15 protein-coding genes are annotated in these 15271 nt (G+C 63.4%); 3 read left to right on the forward strand and 12 right to left on the reverse strand.

Annotated elements, in window-relative coordinates:
• Nucleotides 1-11: 11 nt before the first annotated feature.
• From KOM00_RS07830 to KOM00_RS07860, 7 genes are all read right to left on the reverse strand, one after another.
• Entirely contained in the window at nt 12-1013 is a 1002-nt protein-coding gene (locus tag KOM00_RS07830) for a DmsE family decaheme c-type cytochrome (RefSeq protein ID WP_216498361.1), read from the reverse strand.
• On the reverse strand, nt 1014-1847 hold the full coding sequence (locus tag KOM00_RS07835) for an ABC transporter ATP-binding protein (protein ID WP_216498362.1): 834 nt from the start codon (nt 1845-1847) through the stop codon (nt 1014-1016).
• Between the two features lie 183 nt (nt 1848-2030).
• Nucleotides 2031-2465: a hypothetical protein gene (locus KOM00_RS07840; protein WP_216498363.1), complete on the reverse strand. Its 435-nt coding sequence runs from the start codon at nt 2463-2465 to the stop codon at nt 2031-2033.
• 42 nt (nt 2466-2507) lie between these two features.
• A complete protein-coding gene (locus KOM00_RS07845; RefSeq protein ID WP_216498364.1) occupies nt 2508-2912 on the reverse strand; it encodes a CoA-binding protein in 405 nt (134 codons plus the stop codon).
• Nucleotides 2913-3168: 256 nt separating this feature from the next.
• Nucleotides 3169-4113, reverse strand: coding sequence for a tetratricopeptide repeat protein (locus KOM00_RS07850; RefSeq protein ID WP_216498365.1), 945 nt, complete (start codon nt 4111-4113; stop codon nt 3169-3171).
• Nucleotides 4114-4133: 20 nt separating this feature from the next.
• Nucleotides 4134-4937: a hypothetical protein gene (locus KOM00_RS07855; protein ID WP_216498366.1), complete on the reverse strand. Its 804-nt coding sequence runs from the start codon at nt 4935-4937 to the stop codon at nt 4134-4136.
• On the reverse strand, nt 4915-6072 hold the full coding sequence (locus tag KOM00_RS07860) for an acetoin utilization protein AcuC (RefSeq protein ID WP_216498367.1): 1158 nt from the start codon (nt 6070-6072) through the stop codon (nt 4915-4917). Before KOM00_RS07860 ends, KOM00_RS07855 begins: the two co-directional genes overlap by 23 nt.
• 239 nt (nt 6073-6311) lie before the next feature.
• Between KOM00_RS07860 and KOM00_RS07865 the strand changes: the two genes are divergently transcribed.
• Nucleotides 6312-7532 (forward strand): ammonium transporter, encoded by a 1221-nt coding sequence (locus KOM00_RS07865; RefSeq protein ID WP_216498368.1) that lies wholly within the window; start codon nt 6312-6314, stop codon nt 7530-7532.
• A gap of 133 nt (nt 7533-7665) precedes the next feature.
• A complete protein-coding gene (locus KOM00_RS07870; protein ID WP_216498369.1) occupies nt 7666-8511 on the forward strand; it encodes a response regulator in 846 nt (281 codons plus the stop codon).
• A 53-nt stretch (nt 8512-8564) separates the two neighbouring features.
• On the opposite strand, the gene KOM00_RS07875 is transcribed toward KOM00_RS07870, so the two are convergent.
• Nucleotides 8565-9866 (reverse strand): aspartate aminotransferase family protein, encoded by a 1302-nt coding sequence (locus tag KOM00_RS07875; protein ID WP_216498370.1) that lies wholly within the window; start codon nt 9864-9866, stop codon nt 8565-8567.
• 199 nt (nt 9867-10065) lie between these two features.
• Between KOM00_RS07875 and KOM00_RS07880 the strand changes: the two genes are divergently transcribed.
• Complete coding sequence (locus KOM00_RS07880) at nt 10066-10338, forward strand: PilZ domain-containing protein (RefSeq protein WP_216498371.1); 273 nt, start codon at nt 10066-10068, stop codon at nt 10336-10338.
• 54 nt (nt 10339-10392) lie between these two features.
• On the opposite strand, the gene hypE is transcribed toward KOM00_RS07880, so the two are convergent.
• From hypE to hypF, 4 genes are all read right to left on the reverse strand, one after another.
• On the reverse strand, nt 10393-11403 hold the full coding sequence (gene hypE / locus KOM00_RS07885; RefSeq protein WP_216498372.1) for a hydrogenase expression/formation protein HypE: 1011 nt from the start codon (nt 11401-11403) through the stop codon (nt 10393-10395).
• Nucleotides 11404-11482: 79 nt separating this feature from the next.
• Complete coding sequence (gene hypD / locus KOM00_RS07890) at nt 11483-12574, reverse strand: hydrogenase formation protein HypD (protein WP_216498373.1); 1092 nt, start codon at nt 12572-12574, stop codon at nt 11483-11485.
• Nucleotides 12571-12801: a HypC/HybG/HupF family hydrogenase formation chaperone gene (locus KOM00_RS07895; RefSeq protein WP_216498374.1), complete on the reverse strand. Its 231-nt coding sequence runs from the start codon at nt 12799-12801 to the stop codon at nt 12571-12573. Before KOM00_RS07895 ends, hypD begins: the two co-directional genes overlap by 4 nt.
• Nucleotides 12802-13002: 201 nt before the next feature.
• Nucleotides 13003-15270: a carbamoyltransferase HypF gene (gene hypF, locus KOM00_RS07900; RefSeq protein ID WP_216498375.1), complete on the reverse strand. Its 2268-nt coding sequence runs from the start codon at nt 15268-15270 to the stop codon at nt 13003-13005.
• Nucleotide 15271: the final 1 nt, after the last annotated feature.

The raw sequence follows: 15271 nt of genomic DNA on the forward strand, positions 1-15271 counted from the left end.
GCTCCTTTCCTTTACTGGCGCAGCGTGCCCCTGCCGGTTATGGCCGGGGAGGGGGTATCGGTGCCATGCACCTGGGAATGACAGTCCGTGCAGCGGTTGACGAAAAGTTGCTTCAGCCCCGGCGTGCTGGTGGCCAGGTGCCCGGTGTGGCACTGCAGGCACAGAAACGGCATCGCGGCATTGAGGAGGTTGTTGTTAACCGACCCGTGCGGGGTGTGGCAGTTCATGCAGTTCTCGGTGACGTCGCCATGCTCGAAGGCGAAGGGGCCCTGCTTTTCCATGTGGCACCTGGTGCAGGTTTCCTTCGGGGTGTTCCCCCTGAGCAGGCGGTCCTGCGTCGAGCCGTGCACCTCGTGGCAGTCCACGCAGAACATCTTCTTCTCCCGCAACGGATGGTGCGAGAACAGTGAGTTCTCCGCCTTTACCTCGGGGTGGCAGGTAAAGCACATCTCGGACATCTGCTGCCGGCTCACCTTCTGCTGCGGCCCCTGGTGCAGCTTGTGGCAATCGAAGCAGCTCACGTCGTGCAGCGCGTGCGGACTGGCGTTCCAGTGGGAGAGCACGGGGATCGAGGCGGCCGAGTGGCACTTCAGGCAGATCAGGGACTGGGCCTGGGGCGGGAGGTGCATGATGTCCAGGAAGGTCGTGGTGTCGCACTTCTTCTTGAGGCGGGTGTTCTCCTCGCGGTCGTCGCCCAGATGGGCGATGGCGAGGCTGCCGGGGCCGTGGCACGATTCGCAGTTGACCAGCGGCAGGCCGGTCTCGGGCTTGATCTGCTCACCGTGGACGCTGTGGCTGAAGTCGTCGGTTATCTTGTCGTGGGCGTGGCACTTGGAGACGCAGTTGTTGGTGCCGACGTACTCAGCATCGAGGCGGCCTACGATCATCTTCTCGTAGTCGCGAATGGGGAGGATGGGTTTGCTCTGTTTGAGCTCGGCGCAGGAGACCGACAAAAGGGGGAAAAGCGCCATGAGGATCAAGAATTTGCCGCGGCGCAGAAGACGTGCTGACATCTATTCCCCCCTTATCCCCTTGGTCGTGGTGTAGATGAAGCCGCGCACGATGGGATTCTCGCTGTTCTTTATCTCGCGTGGCGTGCCGATTTCGACCACGGAGCCGCCGTGCATCATGGCGATCCGGTCCGAGATGTACAACGCGAAGTTCAAGTCGTGGGTCACGATCACGGTGGTGTTCCTGGTACTTTCCTTGAGCTTCAGGATCGTGTTCGCCAGTTCGTCCGTGGTGACCGGGTCGAGCTCCGCGGTCGGCTCGTCGTAGAGGATCAAGTCCGGGTTCATCGCCAACGATCGTGCGATGGCCACGCGCTTTTTCATACCGCCGGACAACTCGGAGGTGCGCAGCTCCTCCTTCCCCACCAGCCCGACCATCTCCAGCTTCTGCTTGATGATCTCGCGGACCTGCAATTCCTTGCAGACCCTCTTCTCCCTGAGCCAGAGCCCCACATTCTCCCCGACGGTCAGCGAGTTGAACAGGGCCGAGGACTGGAAAACCATGCTGTAGCGGTAGTCGTGCGCCGCGGGCTTGGCCCCCGCCCCGAAGATGGGGAGGTTGTCGATGTAGATCTCGCCGCTGTCCGGGGTCTCAAGCTTCACGATGTGCTTGAGCAGAACGCTCTTGCCGGTACCCGACGGTCCGATGATGCAGAAGGTCTCCCCCGCCTGGATCTCGAGGTTCACGTCCTTGAGCACGTGGTTGGGCCCGAAGGACTTGTTCAACTGCTCGATCCTGATCCCCACGCCCCTGGTGTCGTGCAGGTTGACCGGCTGCTGGCCGTTCTCGGAGTGAAAGAAAGACCCGGGAAGGCCGTGTTTTAGCTTCTCGAACATCGGTATCCTTTTGAGAACGAAGTGTCATACCGGCCACCGCGATAAGACCGGCTTTGCCAGTAAATTCTGCCACCTGCCGTTGCAAAGAAGCGCGCACATACTACCAGAGTTGTGAGGCCGCTGGCAAGGGGGAATATTTGAGGACACTTAACGTTTACACAATCTTCGTCGGACGCGTGAGAATCAGAAAAGGTAGGGAGAAGGATTGTCGAATTCACGCCTGATCCTGAAGATGTACAAGTTCATGAGGATCAGGGCAATGGACGCGAGCAGCGTCGAGGAAAGGAGATCCCCCTCGGGGACGGGAGAGTCGGCCAGACGGGCGTACTCGGCCGCGGGGATCAGGTAGAGGTTCGCCCAGGCGTTGCAGATGTCGAACAGGTTGTAGCCGATCAGCAGCCAGACGGTGAGCCGCTGCCGCTTGAGCACCCCGAGCAGCAGGTACAGCGAGATCAGGCTGTCGGCGAGGACGAAGCGCTGGGCGGTCCCCCCCTGGTACAGGGTCCCCATGAAGGGGAAGGGGTTGCCGTAGCTGGAAAAGCAGAGCATCAGCGAGAAGGAGGTGAGCAGGACCAGGGGCCAGAGCGAGGCGGGGCGCCTGCCGCTTTCATACGACATGGATCACCCCGCCGTTTCCGAAACCAAAGCGCAACGAGCAGCTCAACGTTTCACCACCTTGACGTGCTCCTTCAGCATGCAGCGGTCCATGACCACCTCGAGCCCGGCCTCGCGGGCGCGCCGCGCGGCCTCCTCGTGGACCACCCCTTCCTGCATCCAGATCACCCTGGCCCCCTTGGCGATGGCCTGCTCCACGATCTCCGGCACGAACTCGGAGCGGCGGAACACGTCGACGATCTCGACCGGCTCGGGTATCTCGGCGAGGCTCGGGTAGCTCTTCTCGCCGAAGACCTCGTCCACGGCCGGGTTCACCGGGATAATGCGGTAGCCGGCGCGCTTGAGATAGGCGGCGACCTCATGACTGGGCTTGCCGGCGTCGGGGGAGAGCCCCACCACGGCGACGGTACGGTACTTGGTCAGAATTTCCTTGATATCCGGAACTTGCATGGGCACCTCCCTTGAGACCAGAGTCAGGATGCGTTGTTGAGATTGCGCGGCACTGACCGCGGGCGCCGCTGGCAGCGAAGCGGTGCCCCTTCTCTTGTCCTTATCAGCGCTCTTCGCGGTTGTCTTGCGTTCGCGTGACCGCTATTGTCAGTTCACCGTTTGCGCATCCCGCTCACGGCGACAAAGAAGAAGATTACCACCATTACGCCGGCGATGAAGATCCAATCTGCCGGGGTCAATCCGAACATAGTTCCTCCTACTGTTCCAGTTGCTGCAGCGTGGTCTTCGCCTCTTCAAAGTCAGGGTTGATCTTCAAGGCTTGGCGCAGGTAAAAACGTGCATCCCCTGCGGCGCCGAGATCCTTGCAGCATAGCGCCAGCAGGTACGGGATCTCGGCCATGGGGAACTCCAGGGCGAACCAGGCGTCGGCCATGACATCGTTCAGGATGGCGGTCGCCTCCTGGTAGCCGCCGTCCTCGCGCAGGGCCATGGCGCCCGCGATAGCTTCGAGGTAATCGACGGCGGGCACCCGGGGCACCTCGCCCCGCTCGATCCTCTCCAGGCGCGCCCTCAGCTCGGCCTGGGCGGTCGCCTCGACCTGCGGCATCAGCGCGCTCCAAAGGGAGGCAGCCTTGTCGTACTTGCCCAGGAGGAAAGAAACCTCCGCCAGGGTGGTCAGGCAACGGGGCTGGTCGCCCCCTAGCTGGCGCGCCCGGTCCAGGTATCCCTCCGCCTTGAACAGGGTGACCGTGGAGAGGTGCAGCGCCGAGAAGCGGCAGGCCTGCTCCAGCAGGGTCGCACCGATCTCCAGCGGGAAGTGCGCGTTCTCCGGCTCCATCAGGGCGAAGATGCGCAAAAGCTTCACGCGCCGCTCCAGGTAGGGAACCTCCACGTCCTTTTCCCCGAGCATCAGGATGTGGCTGGCCAGCTCGGACACGTAATGGGGATACCCCTTGAGCATCTCCGCGTAGAGTTCGCAGTAACGGCAGCCGGGATCCATGCGCAGGGCCTGGTACACCCCTCGCCCCACGGCGTCGTAGCCGGGGAGCTGCCCCTCGAGGGCTTTGTAGTCGTCGTCCAGAAGCGGAATCGGCTCCGGCCCGACGGTGAAGACGACCTTGCCGTCCAGCCCGCTCACCTCCGTCCCCTGGGGGGGGCGATAGTAGGTTATGCCCGTGAGGGGGGTCATTTCTCTTTCCATGAAACGCACTCCTTTTTCCGCTAACGCTCCCGTCCCGGGAACGTGTTGACACCGGCGTGCACGCCGATGGTCTTGTAGATGCGCACCTCGTCCCATGGTTCGTCGAGGATGCCGTCGTGGATGGCCCAACTGCGCCCCTGCACGCTTTTTTCCATCCCCGGCCGACGGAAAGGGGTGGAGCCGTCCAGCCTCTGGTACAAGACTCCGCCCGGGGCGAAGCCGGAGTCGATCTCCTGCATCAGCCTCTTGCCCACGGTGTAGTCGAAGCCGTACTTCTCGTAGCGGATCGCGTTGTCGTAGGTGAGGGGCTCCCCGACGATGAGCTGCATCCCCAACGCCGCGGTGAACCGCTCCAGAAGCGGCAGAAACTCCCCGAACATCCTCAGGCCGCGCCGGGTTTGGTTCGGGAACAGCCCGGCGTCCATGGCGCGCTTCTCCTCCGCCAGGTTGCGCCCAAGCGTCGCGAAGAGGTTGTTTTTGCCATGCTGGTCGAGGTCCACGTCGAAACGGGGCGCCGTCGGGTCCGCTATGGTGCAGAAGGAGAGTTCCATCTGGCCGTGGTGTGTGTCGCACAGCTCCAGGAAGAACACCGGGTCACGGTCCTCGGGGGCGCGGCGGGCCACCAGGCGCAGGAAGCGAAGCCCCTGCGGCGCGATCACCTCGACGCTCCCCCTGCCCCGGATCAGCTCCAGCAGTCGCTCGGGCAGAAGTCTGCCGTAGATCGCCTCCTTCTCCGCGGCAGGCAACCGGTTGATGTCGTACAGGGAGAAGAGCTGCCTCCCCCCGCTGTCCCTCAATACCTCATGTCCGGTATCGTTTGCCATAGTCGCCGATAAGGACCGGGAAGATGTTGTCGCGCACGTAGGCGATGCTCTTCTCCACCGCGTCGAGCGCTCGGTTGCGGTCGTCCTCTTCCGCCCAGTGCATGGCGTCGAGCAGCATCCGGTGCGGGTAGCCAAGCTGCGAGATCAGCTCGACGAACGGTGCGGGGAGGCGCGGGGGGAGTTCCCGGTCGTTCATGATGCCCCAGGCGATGGTCCAGGCCCTGGCCACGTTCATCTGGTCGTAGCCGCCTCCCCCCACGGCGACCCACGGGATCTCCAGGGCGCGCAGCTTCCTCATGATGTAGGAGTAGGCGTGGGTGGTCACCTCGAGACGCGTGAGGGGATCGGTCCTGAAGGTGTCGGCGCCGAGCTGGGTGAAGAGGACGTCGGGGTCGAAGGCCGCGATCAGGGGGAAGGCCACCTCGTCGAAGGCCTTCATGAACAAAGCGTCGTCGGTGTGGGCCAAAAGGGGGAGGTTCACGCAGTATCCCAGCCCCGCGCCCTCCCCGGTCTCGTTTTCAAAACCGGTCCCCGGGAAAAAGTAGACCCCGCTCTCGTGCAGGGAGATGGTGAGGACCCGGTCGTCGGCGTAGAAGGCGTTCTGCACGCCGTCGCCGTGGTGGGCGTCCAGGTCGAGGTAGACCACCGTCTTCCCCTGCTCCAGCAGGTGGTTGATGGCGACCACGGCATCGTTTAAATAGGAGAAGCCCGAGGCCCGCCCGGCCTGGGCGTGGTGGTACCCTCCCAACGGGTTGAAGGCGGCGGCGTAACCCTCCTCGGAGACCAGCCGCGCAGCCTCCAGGGTGCCGGAGACCCCAAGGCAGGCCCAGTCGTAGACGCCGGGGAAGACCGGGTTCTCCACGTCACCCAGCCCGTAGCGGAAGTCGGCCCTGGGCTCGCCGGCCGCGCTGAACTCCCGTAGCCGCTCCAGGTACTCGGCGGAGTGGGCACCGAGCAGCTGCGGCTCGCTCACCGGGCGGGGACGCACCTCGGTCATGGCGGGCAAGTCCAGCAGTCCGTAGGCGTCCATCAGGTCGCGCGCCAGACGGTAGCGCTGCACCTTGAACGGGTGCTGCTCGCCGTAGCAGTACCCGGACAGGTCGGTACAGGCAATGAGTGCGGTCTTGCGCGGCAACTGTCCACCTCCGGCGAAAATTCTGCACAAATTTACCTGCTGGCCGTTTACAGGTCAACCTTTAAATCCTGCCCACGCCTTAAGCACCAATGCCTATTTTCCGGGCATCTTTCCGCCACACTCTCATTAGTCCCGGACCGTCCCACTCGTAATTTCAAGGGCATAACGGCTTGGCAGACTGCTTGCTTGTGTCTGGCGTTCTCCAACGACGGGGAGCGAGATACCAACGGAGGTAGTAAATGAACGGGATGTCAACGATGACGACGCTTGCCAACAGTAGCGATGTACTTTTCCTGATGCTCGGGGCGGTCATGGTGTTCGCCATGCACGCTGGATTCGCCTTTCTCGAAGTGGGAACGGTGCGTCAGAAGAACCAGGTGAACGCCTTCGTGAAGATCCTGACCGACTGGTCCGTCTCCACCGTGGTCTACTTCCTGGTCGGCTTCCCCATCGCCTACGGCATCAGCTTCCTGAAGCCGGTGAAAGAGCTCCTGGGGCCGAACCAAGGCTATGACATCACCCACTACTTCTTCCTGCTCTGCTTCGCGGCCTGCATCCCGGCCATCATATCCGGCGGCATCGCCGAGCGCGCCAAGTTTTGGCCGCAGGTAGTGGCAGGCGCCGTTTTCGCCGGCCTCACCTACCCTCTCTTCGAATCTCTCATCTGGGGCCAGAACTGCTCCGCGCTGCAGGGGCTCTTCAAGCAGTTCGGCGGCGCCGAGTTCCACGACTACGCCGGCTCCGTGGTGGTGCACTCCATCGGCGGCTGGCTGGCCCTTCCCGCGGTCCTGATCCTCGGGCCGCGTATGGGGCGCTACCTCAAGGGTAAATCCCACCCGATCCCGATCAGCAACATTCCCTTCCTGGCCCTTGGCTCCTGGATACTCGCCATAGGGTGGTTCGGCTTCAACGTCATGAGCGCCGGGCACCTGGACAAGATCTCCGGCATCGTCGCCGTCAACTCGCTTATGGCCATGGTGGGCGGGGTGCTGGCGGCCCTCATCGCCGGCAAAAACGACCCGGGCTTCGTGCACAACGGAGCACTCGCCGGGCTCATCGCCGTTTGCGCAGGCTCGGACATCATGCACCCCCTCTTCGCCTTCGTGACCGGCGCCATCGCCTCGGTGATCTTCGTGTACGGCTTCCACATCGAGCAGGAGAAACTCAAGATCGACGACGTCCTGGGCGTCTGGCCGCTGCACGGCATCATCGGCTCCTGGGGGGGTATCGCCGCCGGCATCTTCGGGCAGGAGGCGCTGGGCGGCCTGGGTGGCGTCACCATCGTCTCGCAGTTCCTGGGCTCGCTCTGCGCCATCGCCTTCGCCCTGATCAACGGCTTCATCGTCTACGGCCTTCTCGCCAAGACCGTGGGGATCAGGCTCAGCCAGGAGGAAGAATTCGCCGGTGCCGACCTCTCCATCCACAGCATCGGCGCTTACCCGGAGGAGCACATCCGCTAACCCGGCACGGACGTTCCCGACAAGATCGAGGCCCCCCAAAGGGGCCTCTTTTTTTTGTTTTGTATTTTCCCGAGAAGAATGTATTATTTGCAATGTTAATAAATTCTAATTACAGTAAAAGGCGTACCTTATCATGAAGATACCCTTGGGGCAGTTGCTGGTTCAATCCGGCATCATAACGGTAAAGACACTGGATCGGGCCTTGGCGCGGCAGAAGAGCTGCGGCCTGAGGCTTGGTGGAGTGCTCCTGGAGATGGGAGTGATTACCGATGAGGAACTGCTCGAGGCGCTGGGCCAGCAGTCGGGACTCGAGACGGTTAAGAGGATCCCGCTCGACCACTTCTCGCCGGAACTCCTGGCCCTGGTTCCCGGCGAACTCGCCATGGCGAAGCAGCTGTTTCCGCTCAGGCAGCAGGACGGCGCACTGTTTGTCGCGGCGGGGGACCCGCTGGACGGCGCGACGCTGCGGCAGTTGGAGCGCGGCAGCTCGCGACGCATCGTGCAGTTGCTGGCTACCCCGGACGAGATCAAGAACGCGGTGAAGCTGTATTACCGCCAGGCCCAGGCGCTCGCGGAAATGAAGATCCTGCTGGTGGACGACCCGGCGGCCATGAACTGCGATGTTGAAGGGGCCCTCAGGAAGGAGGGATACCAGGTCTTCATCGCGCGGGACGGGGTGGAGGGGCTGAAGATCGCTTTCTCCCAGAAACCCGACCTGATCCTGTGCGACGCCACCTCCCCGAGGATGGACAGCTACGCCCTGATGCGCGCCATCAAGGCCAACCCAGCCAGCGCCGGAACCCCGATGATCCTGCTCACATCAAAGGCATCTCCCGAAGAGGAGCACCGTGCCCTCAAGGCCGGGTTCCATGACTTCATCGCCAAGCCGGTGATGACCATCCGCGTGGTCTCCCGCGTCAAGCGTGCTTTCGAGATCATGGACAAGTACCGCGAGCCTCAACCGGCTCCCCCCGCCTGAGCAGATTCGCCCAGCTTCCCGGCAGCACCGCCTGTTGCTGCCGGGATCCCTTCCTAGGAATTCTTTCTCCTGGTCAGCTCGATCAACGCATCGGAAAATTTCCCCAGCGCCTCCTTCAGTTCTGCGTCTTTCACGTTCAGAGGCGGTATCAGACGGACCACGTTGCGTTTCAAACCGCAACCGATCAGGATCACCCCCTTGGCCAGACACTCGTCGATCAGGTTTTGGCAGAGCCTGCCGTCAGCGGCACCCGCCTCGTCCACGAACTCCACCCCGACCATGCACCCCATCCCCCTTACCTCGCCGACGCTCGGGTTGTGCATGGCCACCTCCTGCAGGTAGGAAACCATCTTGGCGCCGGCCACACAGGCGCGATCCAGGAGCCCCTCTTCCTTGATCACCCGCAGTGTAGCGAGAGCGGCGGCGCAGGAGACCGGGTTCCCGCCGAACGTCGAGCCGTGGGAGGGGGAATCCCATTTCGTCATGAGCTCTTTGGAAGCGACCACCGCCCCCAGCGGCAGACCGGAGGCGAGCGCCTTGGCGGTGACCAGGATGTCCGGGTGCACCCCGGCATGTTCGCAGCAAAACCACTTCCCGGTCCGGCCTATCCCGGACTGCACCTCGTCGAAGATGAGCAGGATGCCGTACTCGTCGCAGATTTTTCGCAACCCCTTGAGGTAGGTCCTGGGAGCCGGGTAGTACCCCCCCTCGCCCAGAAACGGCTCGACGATGATGGCAGCAACCTCCTCGGGGGGTATCTGGCGCTGGAAGAGCCGGTCGATCTCCTCGAGGCATTTCCCGCCGCAGGCCTCGGCGTTCATGCCACAGGAACAGATGAAGCAGGCTGGATAGCTGACCTGGTACACGGAAGGTAACAAAGGGTGGTAGCGCCTGCGGTAGGCTGATGAGCTGCTGGTAAGTGACAGTGCCCCCATGGTGCGGCCGTGGAAGGCGCCGGTGCAGGAGATGATGGCCTGGCGGCCGCTGGTGTAGCGCGCCACCTTCAAGGCTCCCTCGACTGCCTCGGCACCGGAATTGCCGAAGAAAAGCATGTTCAACCCGTGGGGCGTGACCGAGACGAGTTCTTCCGCTGCCGCCATGGTGGCTTCGCTGTAGTAGATGCCGCCGGCATGGAGATACCGATCGGTCTGCTCATGGACGGCCTGTATCACCCTGGGGTGGTTGTGTCCCAGGTTGAGCACGGCCAGCCCTGAGGAGAAATCGAGGAAGCGCCGGCCATCCTTGGATACCACCTCGGTCCCGCTGCCGTGGGCAATGGTGATCGGGTAATAGTGATGCGCCGGCGGCGCCATGACAGCCAATGCCCTTTGAACCAGCCTGTCGTCCTCGATCATCGTGCACCCCCGAATCAACATTAACTAAGACAAATGAAGAGTAGATGATAGCAGAGTCATGAGGGTGCGCAACACCACCCTTAATCCCTACGGAGAACTTTTTTCGCGGCTGTTGCAAACAGAAAAGATTAGACTACACTAACGTCTGTGCCGAAAACGCCGGTCAAAAAACCAATGAAGGACAAAAAAAGGAGGGGCGATGTACAAGGAAAAAAGAAACTTCGCCAGGCTGGCCTTACACGCGAAAGCGAACCTCCACCAGGGAGAGCGCACCATCGAGGGAGAGGTCGAAAATCTCAGTATGAAGGGTGTGTTCGTGACGGTGGCACGGAAGCTGGAACTCAACGACACCGTGGCCGTTACCATCTATCATACGCTGACGCCGCAGGTGCTCTGTGACTTGAAAGCGAAGGTGGTCAGGGTCACCGACCAGGGGATGGGACTCCAATTTGAAAAGACCCTTCTCGACTGAGAAGGGTCCCGATATACCTGCCTGCAAAGGGGGAGTTGGTCGAGACGTAGCGCCTCAGCAGATGCGCGGCAGTTGTTCCCCTGCCAGCATCTCCACTCCCCTCACTCCACCAACGACGGTTTCCATCTGCACCTTGCCGGACGAAGTCCCGGTGACCTCGCCGATGATGGCGGCATCCTCTCCGAGAGGGTGCCGGCGCATCACCGCCAGGGCCTCCTCGGCCCGTTCCGGCGCCACGAATGCCAGCAGTTTCCCTTCGTTCGCCACGTAGAGCGGGTCGAGCCCGAGGATGGAGCAGACCCCCTTGACCCCCGGGTTGATGGGGAGGCTCTTCTCGTCCAGGGTAACGGTCACCCCCGACTGCAGGGCGATCTCCTTAAGGGTGGTCGCCACGCCGCCGCGGGTGGGGTCGCGCAGCACGTGCAGCGCGCTCCCCAGCGGCAAGAGGCTTGTCACAAGGCCGTTGAGCGCGGCCGAATCGCTTTGGATGCCGCTGTCGATCTCGAGCCCTTCCCGGGCCGAGAGGACGGCGATGCCGTGGTCGCCGATGCAGCCGTTGACGATGACCTTGTCGCCGACCTGCGCCGAGGCGCCGTCGATCTGCAGGTTGTGCTCGACAGCCCCGATGCCGCTGGTGTTGATGAAGATGCGGTCCCCCTTGCCCTTCGGGACCACCTTGGTGTCGCCGGTGACGATGGCGACCCCGGCGGCCTCAGCCGCCTCGCGCATGGAGGCGAGGATGCGGGCGAGCTCCTCCTTGGAGAAACCTTCCTCGAGGATGAAGCCGACGGACAGGCACAACGGACGCGCTCCCATCATGGCCAGGTCGTTGACCGTGCCGTTGATGGCCAGATCGCCGATGTTGCCGCCGGGGAAGAAGATCGGATCGACCACGTAGGAGTCGGTGCTGAAGGCGAGCTTGATGCCGCCGATGTTGAGCAGTGCCGCGTCGTTCTGTCCTGCCACCGGCACGCTGGAGAGTTGCGGGATGATCAGTTCCTCCAGTAGCTGGTGTGAAAGCCTGCCGCCGCTGCCGTGGCCCAGGAGGATGAGGTCGTTGTTCAAGAGGTTCTCCTTTTTCTGTCGGACTTGTCTGACGGGTCTGACCAGTCGGACAGGTCAGAGTCGGACTTTTTTTGCCGGCCTAGCGGCCGTACTTGTACGCGGCGGCGCAGGTCCCTTCCGAGGAGACCATGCAGGCGCCGACGGGGGACTCGGGCGTGCACTTGCCGCCGAAAAGGGGGCAGTCGAAGGGGGAAACCTTCCCCTTCAGGATCTCGCCGCACAGGCACCCCTTGTGCTCCTTCAACTCCTCCACCTGCACCGGTATGGCCAGCTCGGCGTCGAAGGCGGCGTACTTGTCGGCGATCCTCAGGCCGCTCCCCGGCAGCACGCCGATGCCGCGCCAAGGGGCGTCGAACGGGGTGAAGACGTCGGCCAGCATGGCCTGCGCCTTGGCGTTTCCTTCCCAGCGCACCACGCGCGAGTACTGGATCTCCACCTTGCTCTCGCCTGCAAGCGCCTGGCGCACCAGCAGCTCCACCCCCTGCAGCACGTCGGCGGGCTCGAATCCGGTCACAACGCAGGGGACCTTGTACTCCTCGCACAGGAAACGGTAGGCGTCGGCGCCGATGATGGCGCTGACATGGGCCGGGCAGAGGTAGCCGTCGACCTGGAGCTCCGGGTCGGCCGACAGGATGGCCATCGGCTGGGGCATGGTCTTGTGCGAGGCGAGCACGAAGTAGTTCGTCACCCCCTGCGCCTCGGCAGCCAGGATGCTCCCGGCGATGGTGGGGGCGGTGGTCTCGAAGCCTACGCCCAGGAACACCACGCGCTTCCCCGGGTTCCTGGCCGCAATCTGCACGGCGTCCAGCGGCGAATAAACGACCCTGATGTCGGCACCCTTGGCGCGCTCCTCCATGAGCGAGGAGCTGGAGCCGGGCACGCGCAGCATATCGCCGAAAGTGGTGATGACCACGTCCGGGAGACGGCACAGGGCGATGGCCCGGTCGAGGTAGCTGTTGGGGGTGACGCAGACCGGGCACCCCGGGCCGGAGATGAGCTTCACCTGCGGGGGGAGCAGGCTTCTCAGGCCGAACTGGTAGATCGCCATGGTGTGCGTGCCGCAAACTTCCATGAAGACCAGCGGCTTGTCCAAGCCTTTGGTCAGCTCGGCGATGCGACGCGCCAGCCCCTGCACGAGTTCCTTGTCGCGAAAGCTGTCCGAATAGTTCATCCCATCAACTCCGGCGAGTAGACTTCACGCATCAGTTCCAGGGTCGCCTTGGCGTCCTCCTCGTCCAGTTTCGAGATGGCGAAGCCGGCATGCACGATAACGAAATCGCCGACCTTCACTTCCTGGTCCAGCATCATGAGGCTCGCCTCGCGCTTCACGCCGTCGACCTCGGTCATGGCGAAATCGCCATCAATGCTGATCACCTGCATCGGTACACCTACACACATCTTCAGACTCCTTTTTACAAATGGCTGAACCGGCAAAATATCGTTGTAGATCCCCCCTCCCGTCAAGGGAGGGGAGCGCGTCCCTGTAGGGGCGAATAATCATTCGCCCCCCTTAGTCGCACCTGCGCCGTTCATGGCATGCGCGGTGGTCGGGGAACGGGCGGCTGGGCAAATGATCATTTGCCCCTACAGTGCCATCCCTTATGTTTCCTGAAGAAACCTGGCGGCGATGACCGCCTGGCCCAGGGCAAGACCGCCGTCGTTTGGTGGCACCAGCCGGTGGCAATAAACCTTGAACCCGGACGCGGCAAGCTTGTCCGCCACATCTTCGGTCAACAGCCGGTTCTGAAACACACCGCCGGAGAGGACCACCCGATCCTGCCCGCTTGCCGTCCTGATCCCACCGCAGACCTCCACGATTCCCGCGGCGACGGTGCGGTGGAAGGCGCGGGCGATATCGGAGCGGTTCCTGCCGGTGGCAAGATCGGAACAAATCGCCGCGACGGCCGGGCCGAAATCCAAGACTCCCCCATCGGTCACCAGGCACGGGTACGGCTCGCTCGGACTCCCCGTCTCCGCCAGCGCCTCCAGCTCGATGGCGGCCTGCCCCTCGTAGCTGATCCGGTGCCGTACCGAGAGGAGTGCCGAGACGGCATCGAAGAGCCTGCCGCAGCTCGAAGTGAGCGGGGCGTTGATCCCCTTCTCCAGCATCTTCAGAAACAGCGGGCGGTCACCCTCCTGCACCTGTCCGCAGACGGCGAGCGGCTGGCGGAACAACCCGTCGCCGTGCAACCGGTACAGCGCCGAGAGCGCCATGCGGTACGGCTCCTTCACCGCCGCGTCACCCCCGGGCATGCGGAGCTGGGCGAAGTGCCCACGCCGCTCGAAGCCTTGGTAGCCTCCCACCAGGAACTCGCCCCCCCAGATGGTGCCGTCGCTGCCGTAGCCGGTCCCGTCCAGGATCACCCCGATGGTCTCTCCGTCCAGACCGTTTTCGGCCATGCAGGAAGCCATGTGGGCGTGGTGGTGCTGCACCGCGACACAGGGCAGTCCCAGCCCCTGTCCATAGACGGTGGAGAGGTAGTCCGGGTGCAGGTCGTGGGCGACCAGTTCGGGGCCGATTTCCAGAAGACGCTGCAAGTGCACCGCACTTTCCTCCAGCGAGGACATGGTGGCTGCGTTCTTCAAATCACCAATGTGCTGGCTCAGAAAGCCCCGGTTTCCCCGGGTGAGGCAGAGGGTCGCCTTCAGCTCCGCCCCCAGCGCCAGCACGCTCGCCTGTTCGCCCGGAAGCGCCAGCGCCCGCGGCACGTAACCGCGCGAGCGGCGCAAAAAGAGTGGTTCGCCCCGGTAGAGGCGGATTACGGAGTCGTCGGTCCGGGTGTGGATCTCGCGATCGTTGGTCAGAAAGAGGTCCGCGATCCCCGAGAGCATCCGGAGCGCCTCGTCGTCGCGATAGGCGATCGGCTCGTCCGAGAGGTTGCCGCTGGTCATCACCAGCGGTCCGCCAAAGCCGTGCGCCAGCAGGTGTTGCAGCGGGTTCCCCGGGAGCATGAAGCCGAACCAGCCGTTGCCGGGTGCCACTGGTTCCGCTATCGGCGTCTGCGGCCGCTTCCGCATCAGGACGATGGGACGTTCCACGCCCGACAGGAGCCTTCCTTCCAGCTCGGAGCACTGCACGAAGCTGCGCACCGAGTCGAGGTCGGCCGCCAGCATTGCGAACGGTTTTTCGTCCCGCTTCTTGCGATGGCGCAACAGCCCCACCGCTGCCTCGTTGCAGGCATCGACCGCCAGGTGGTACCCCCCCACCCCTTTCACCGCGACGATGCGCCCTTCCCTGAGCGCGGCAAGTGCCCTCTCAAGAGGATCGCCGGCGACTACGGCGCCGGCGCGATCGACGAGACTCAGGCGGGGCCCGCAGACCGGGCAGGCGTTGGGCTGGGCATGGAAGCGGCGGTTCAGGGGATCGTGGTATTCGGCCAGGCAGTCGTCGCACATGGCGAAGCCGGCCATGGTCGTGGCAGGGCGATCGTAGGGGATGCCAGTGATGATCGAGTAGCGCGGGCCGCAGTTGGTGCAGTTGATGAACGGGTAGAGGTAGCGCCGGTTGCCGGGGTCGAAGAGTTCGGCCAGGCAGTCGTCGCAGACGTTGCAGTCGGGAGAGATCTCGCCCCCCGTCCCCGCCTTGGCGCTGTCCAGGATGACGAATCCCTCCCCACCTGCAGGCGTGAGGTTCTCGATCTTGAGCGATCCGATCACGGCCAGCGGGGGCGCCTCGTCGCGCAGGGCGTGGCAGAAGGCGAGCAGGTCGCCCCCCTCCCCTTCCGCTTCGATCTGGACCCCTTGCCCGGTGTTGCGCACCCATCCGGAGAGCCTGAAACGCAGGGCGAGACGGTACACGAAGGGGCGGAAACCCACCCCCTGCACGATGCCGTCGATCTCCAGGCTGGCGCGCTCGCGTGAAGTCATC

It is taken from the genome of Geomonas diazotrophica (genome assembly GCF_018919385.1).
GTDB classification, from domain to species: domain Bacteria; phylum Desulfobacterota; class Desulfuromonadia; order Geobacterales; family Geobacteraceae; genus Geomonas; species Geomonas diazotrophica.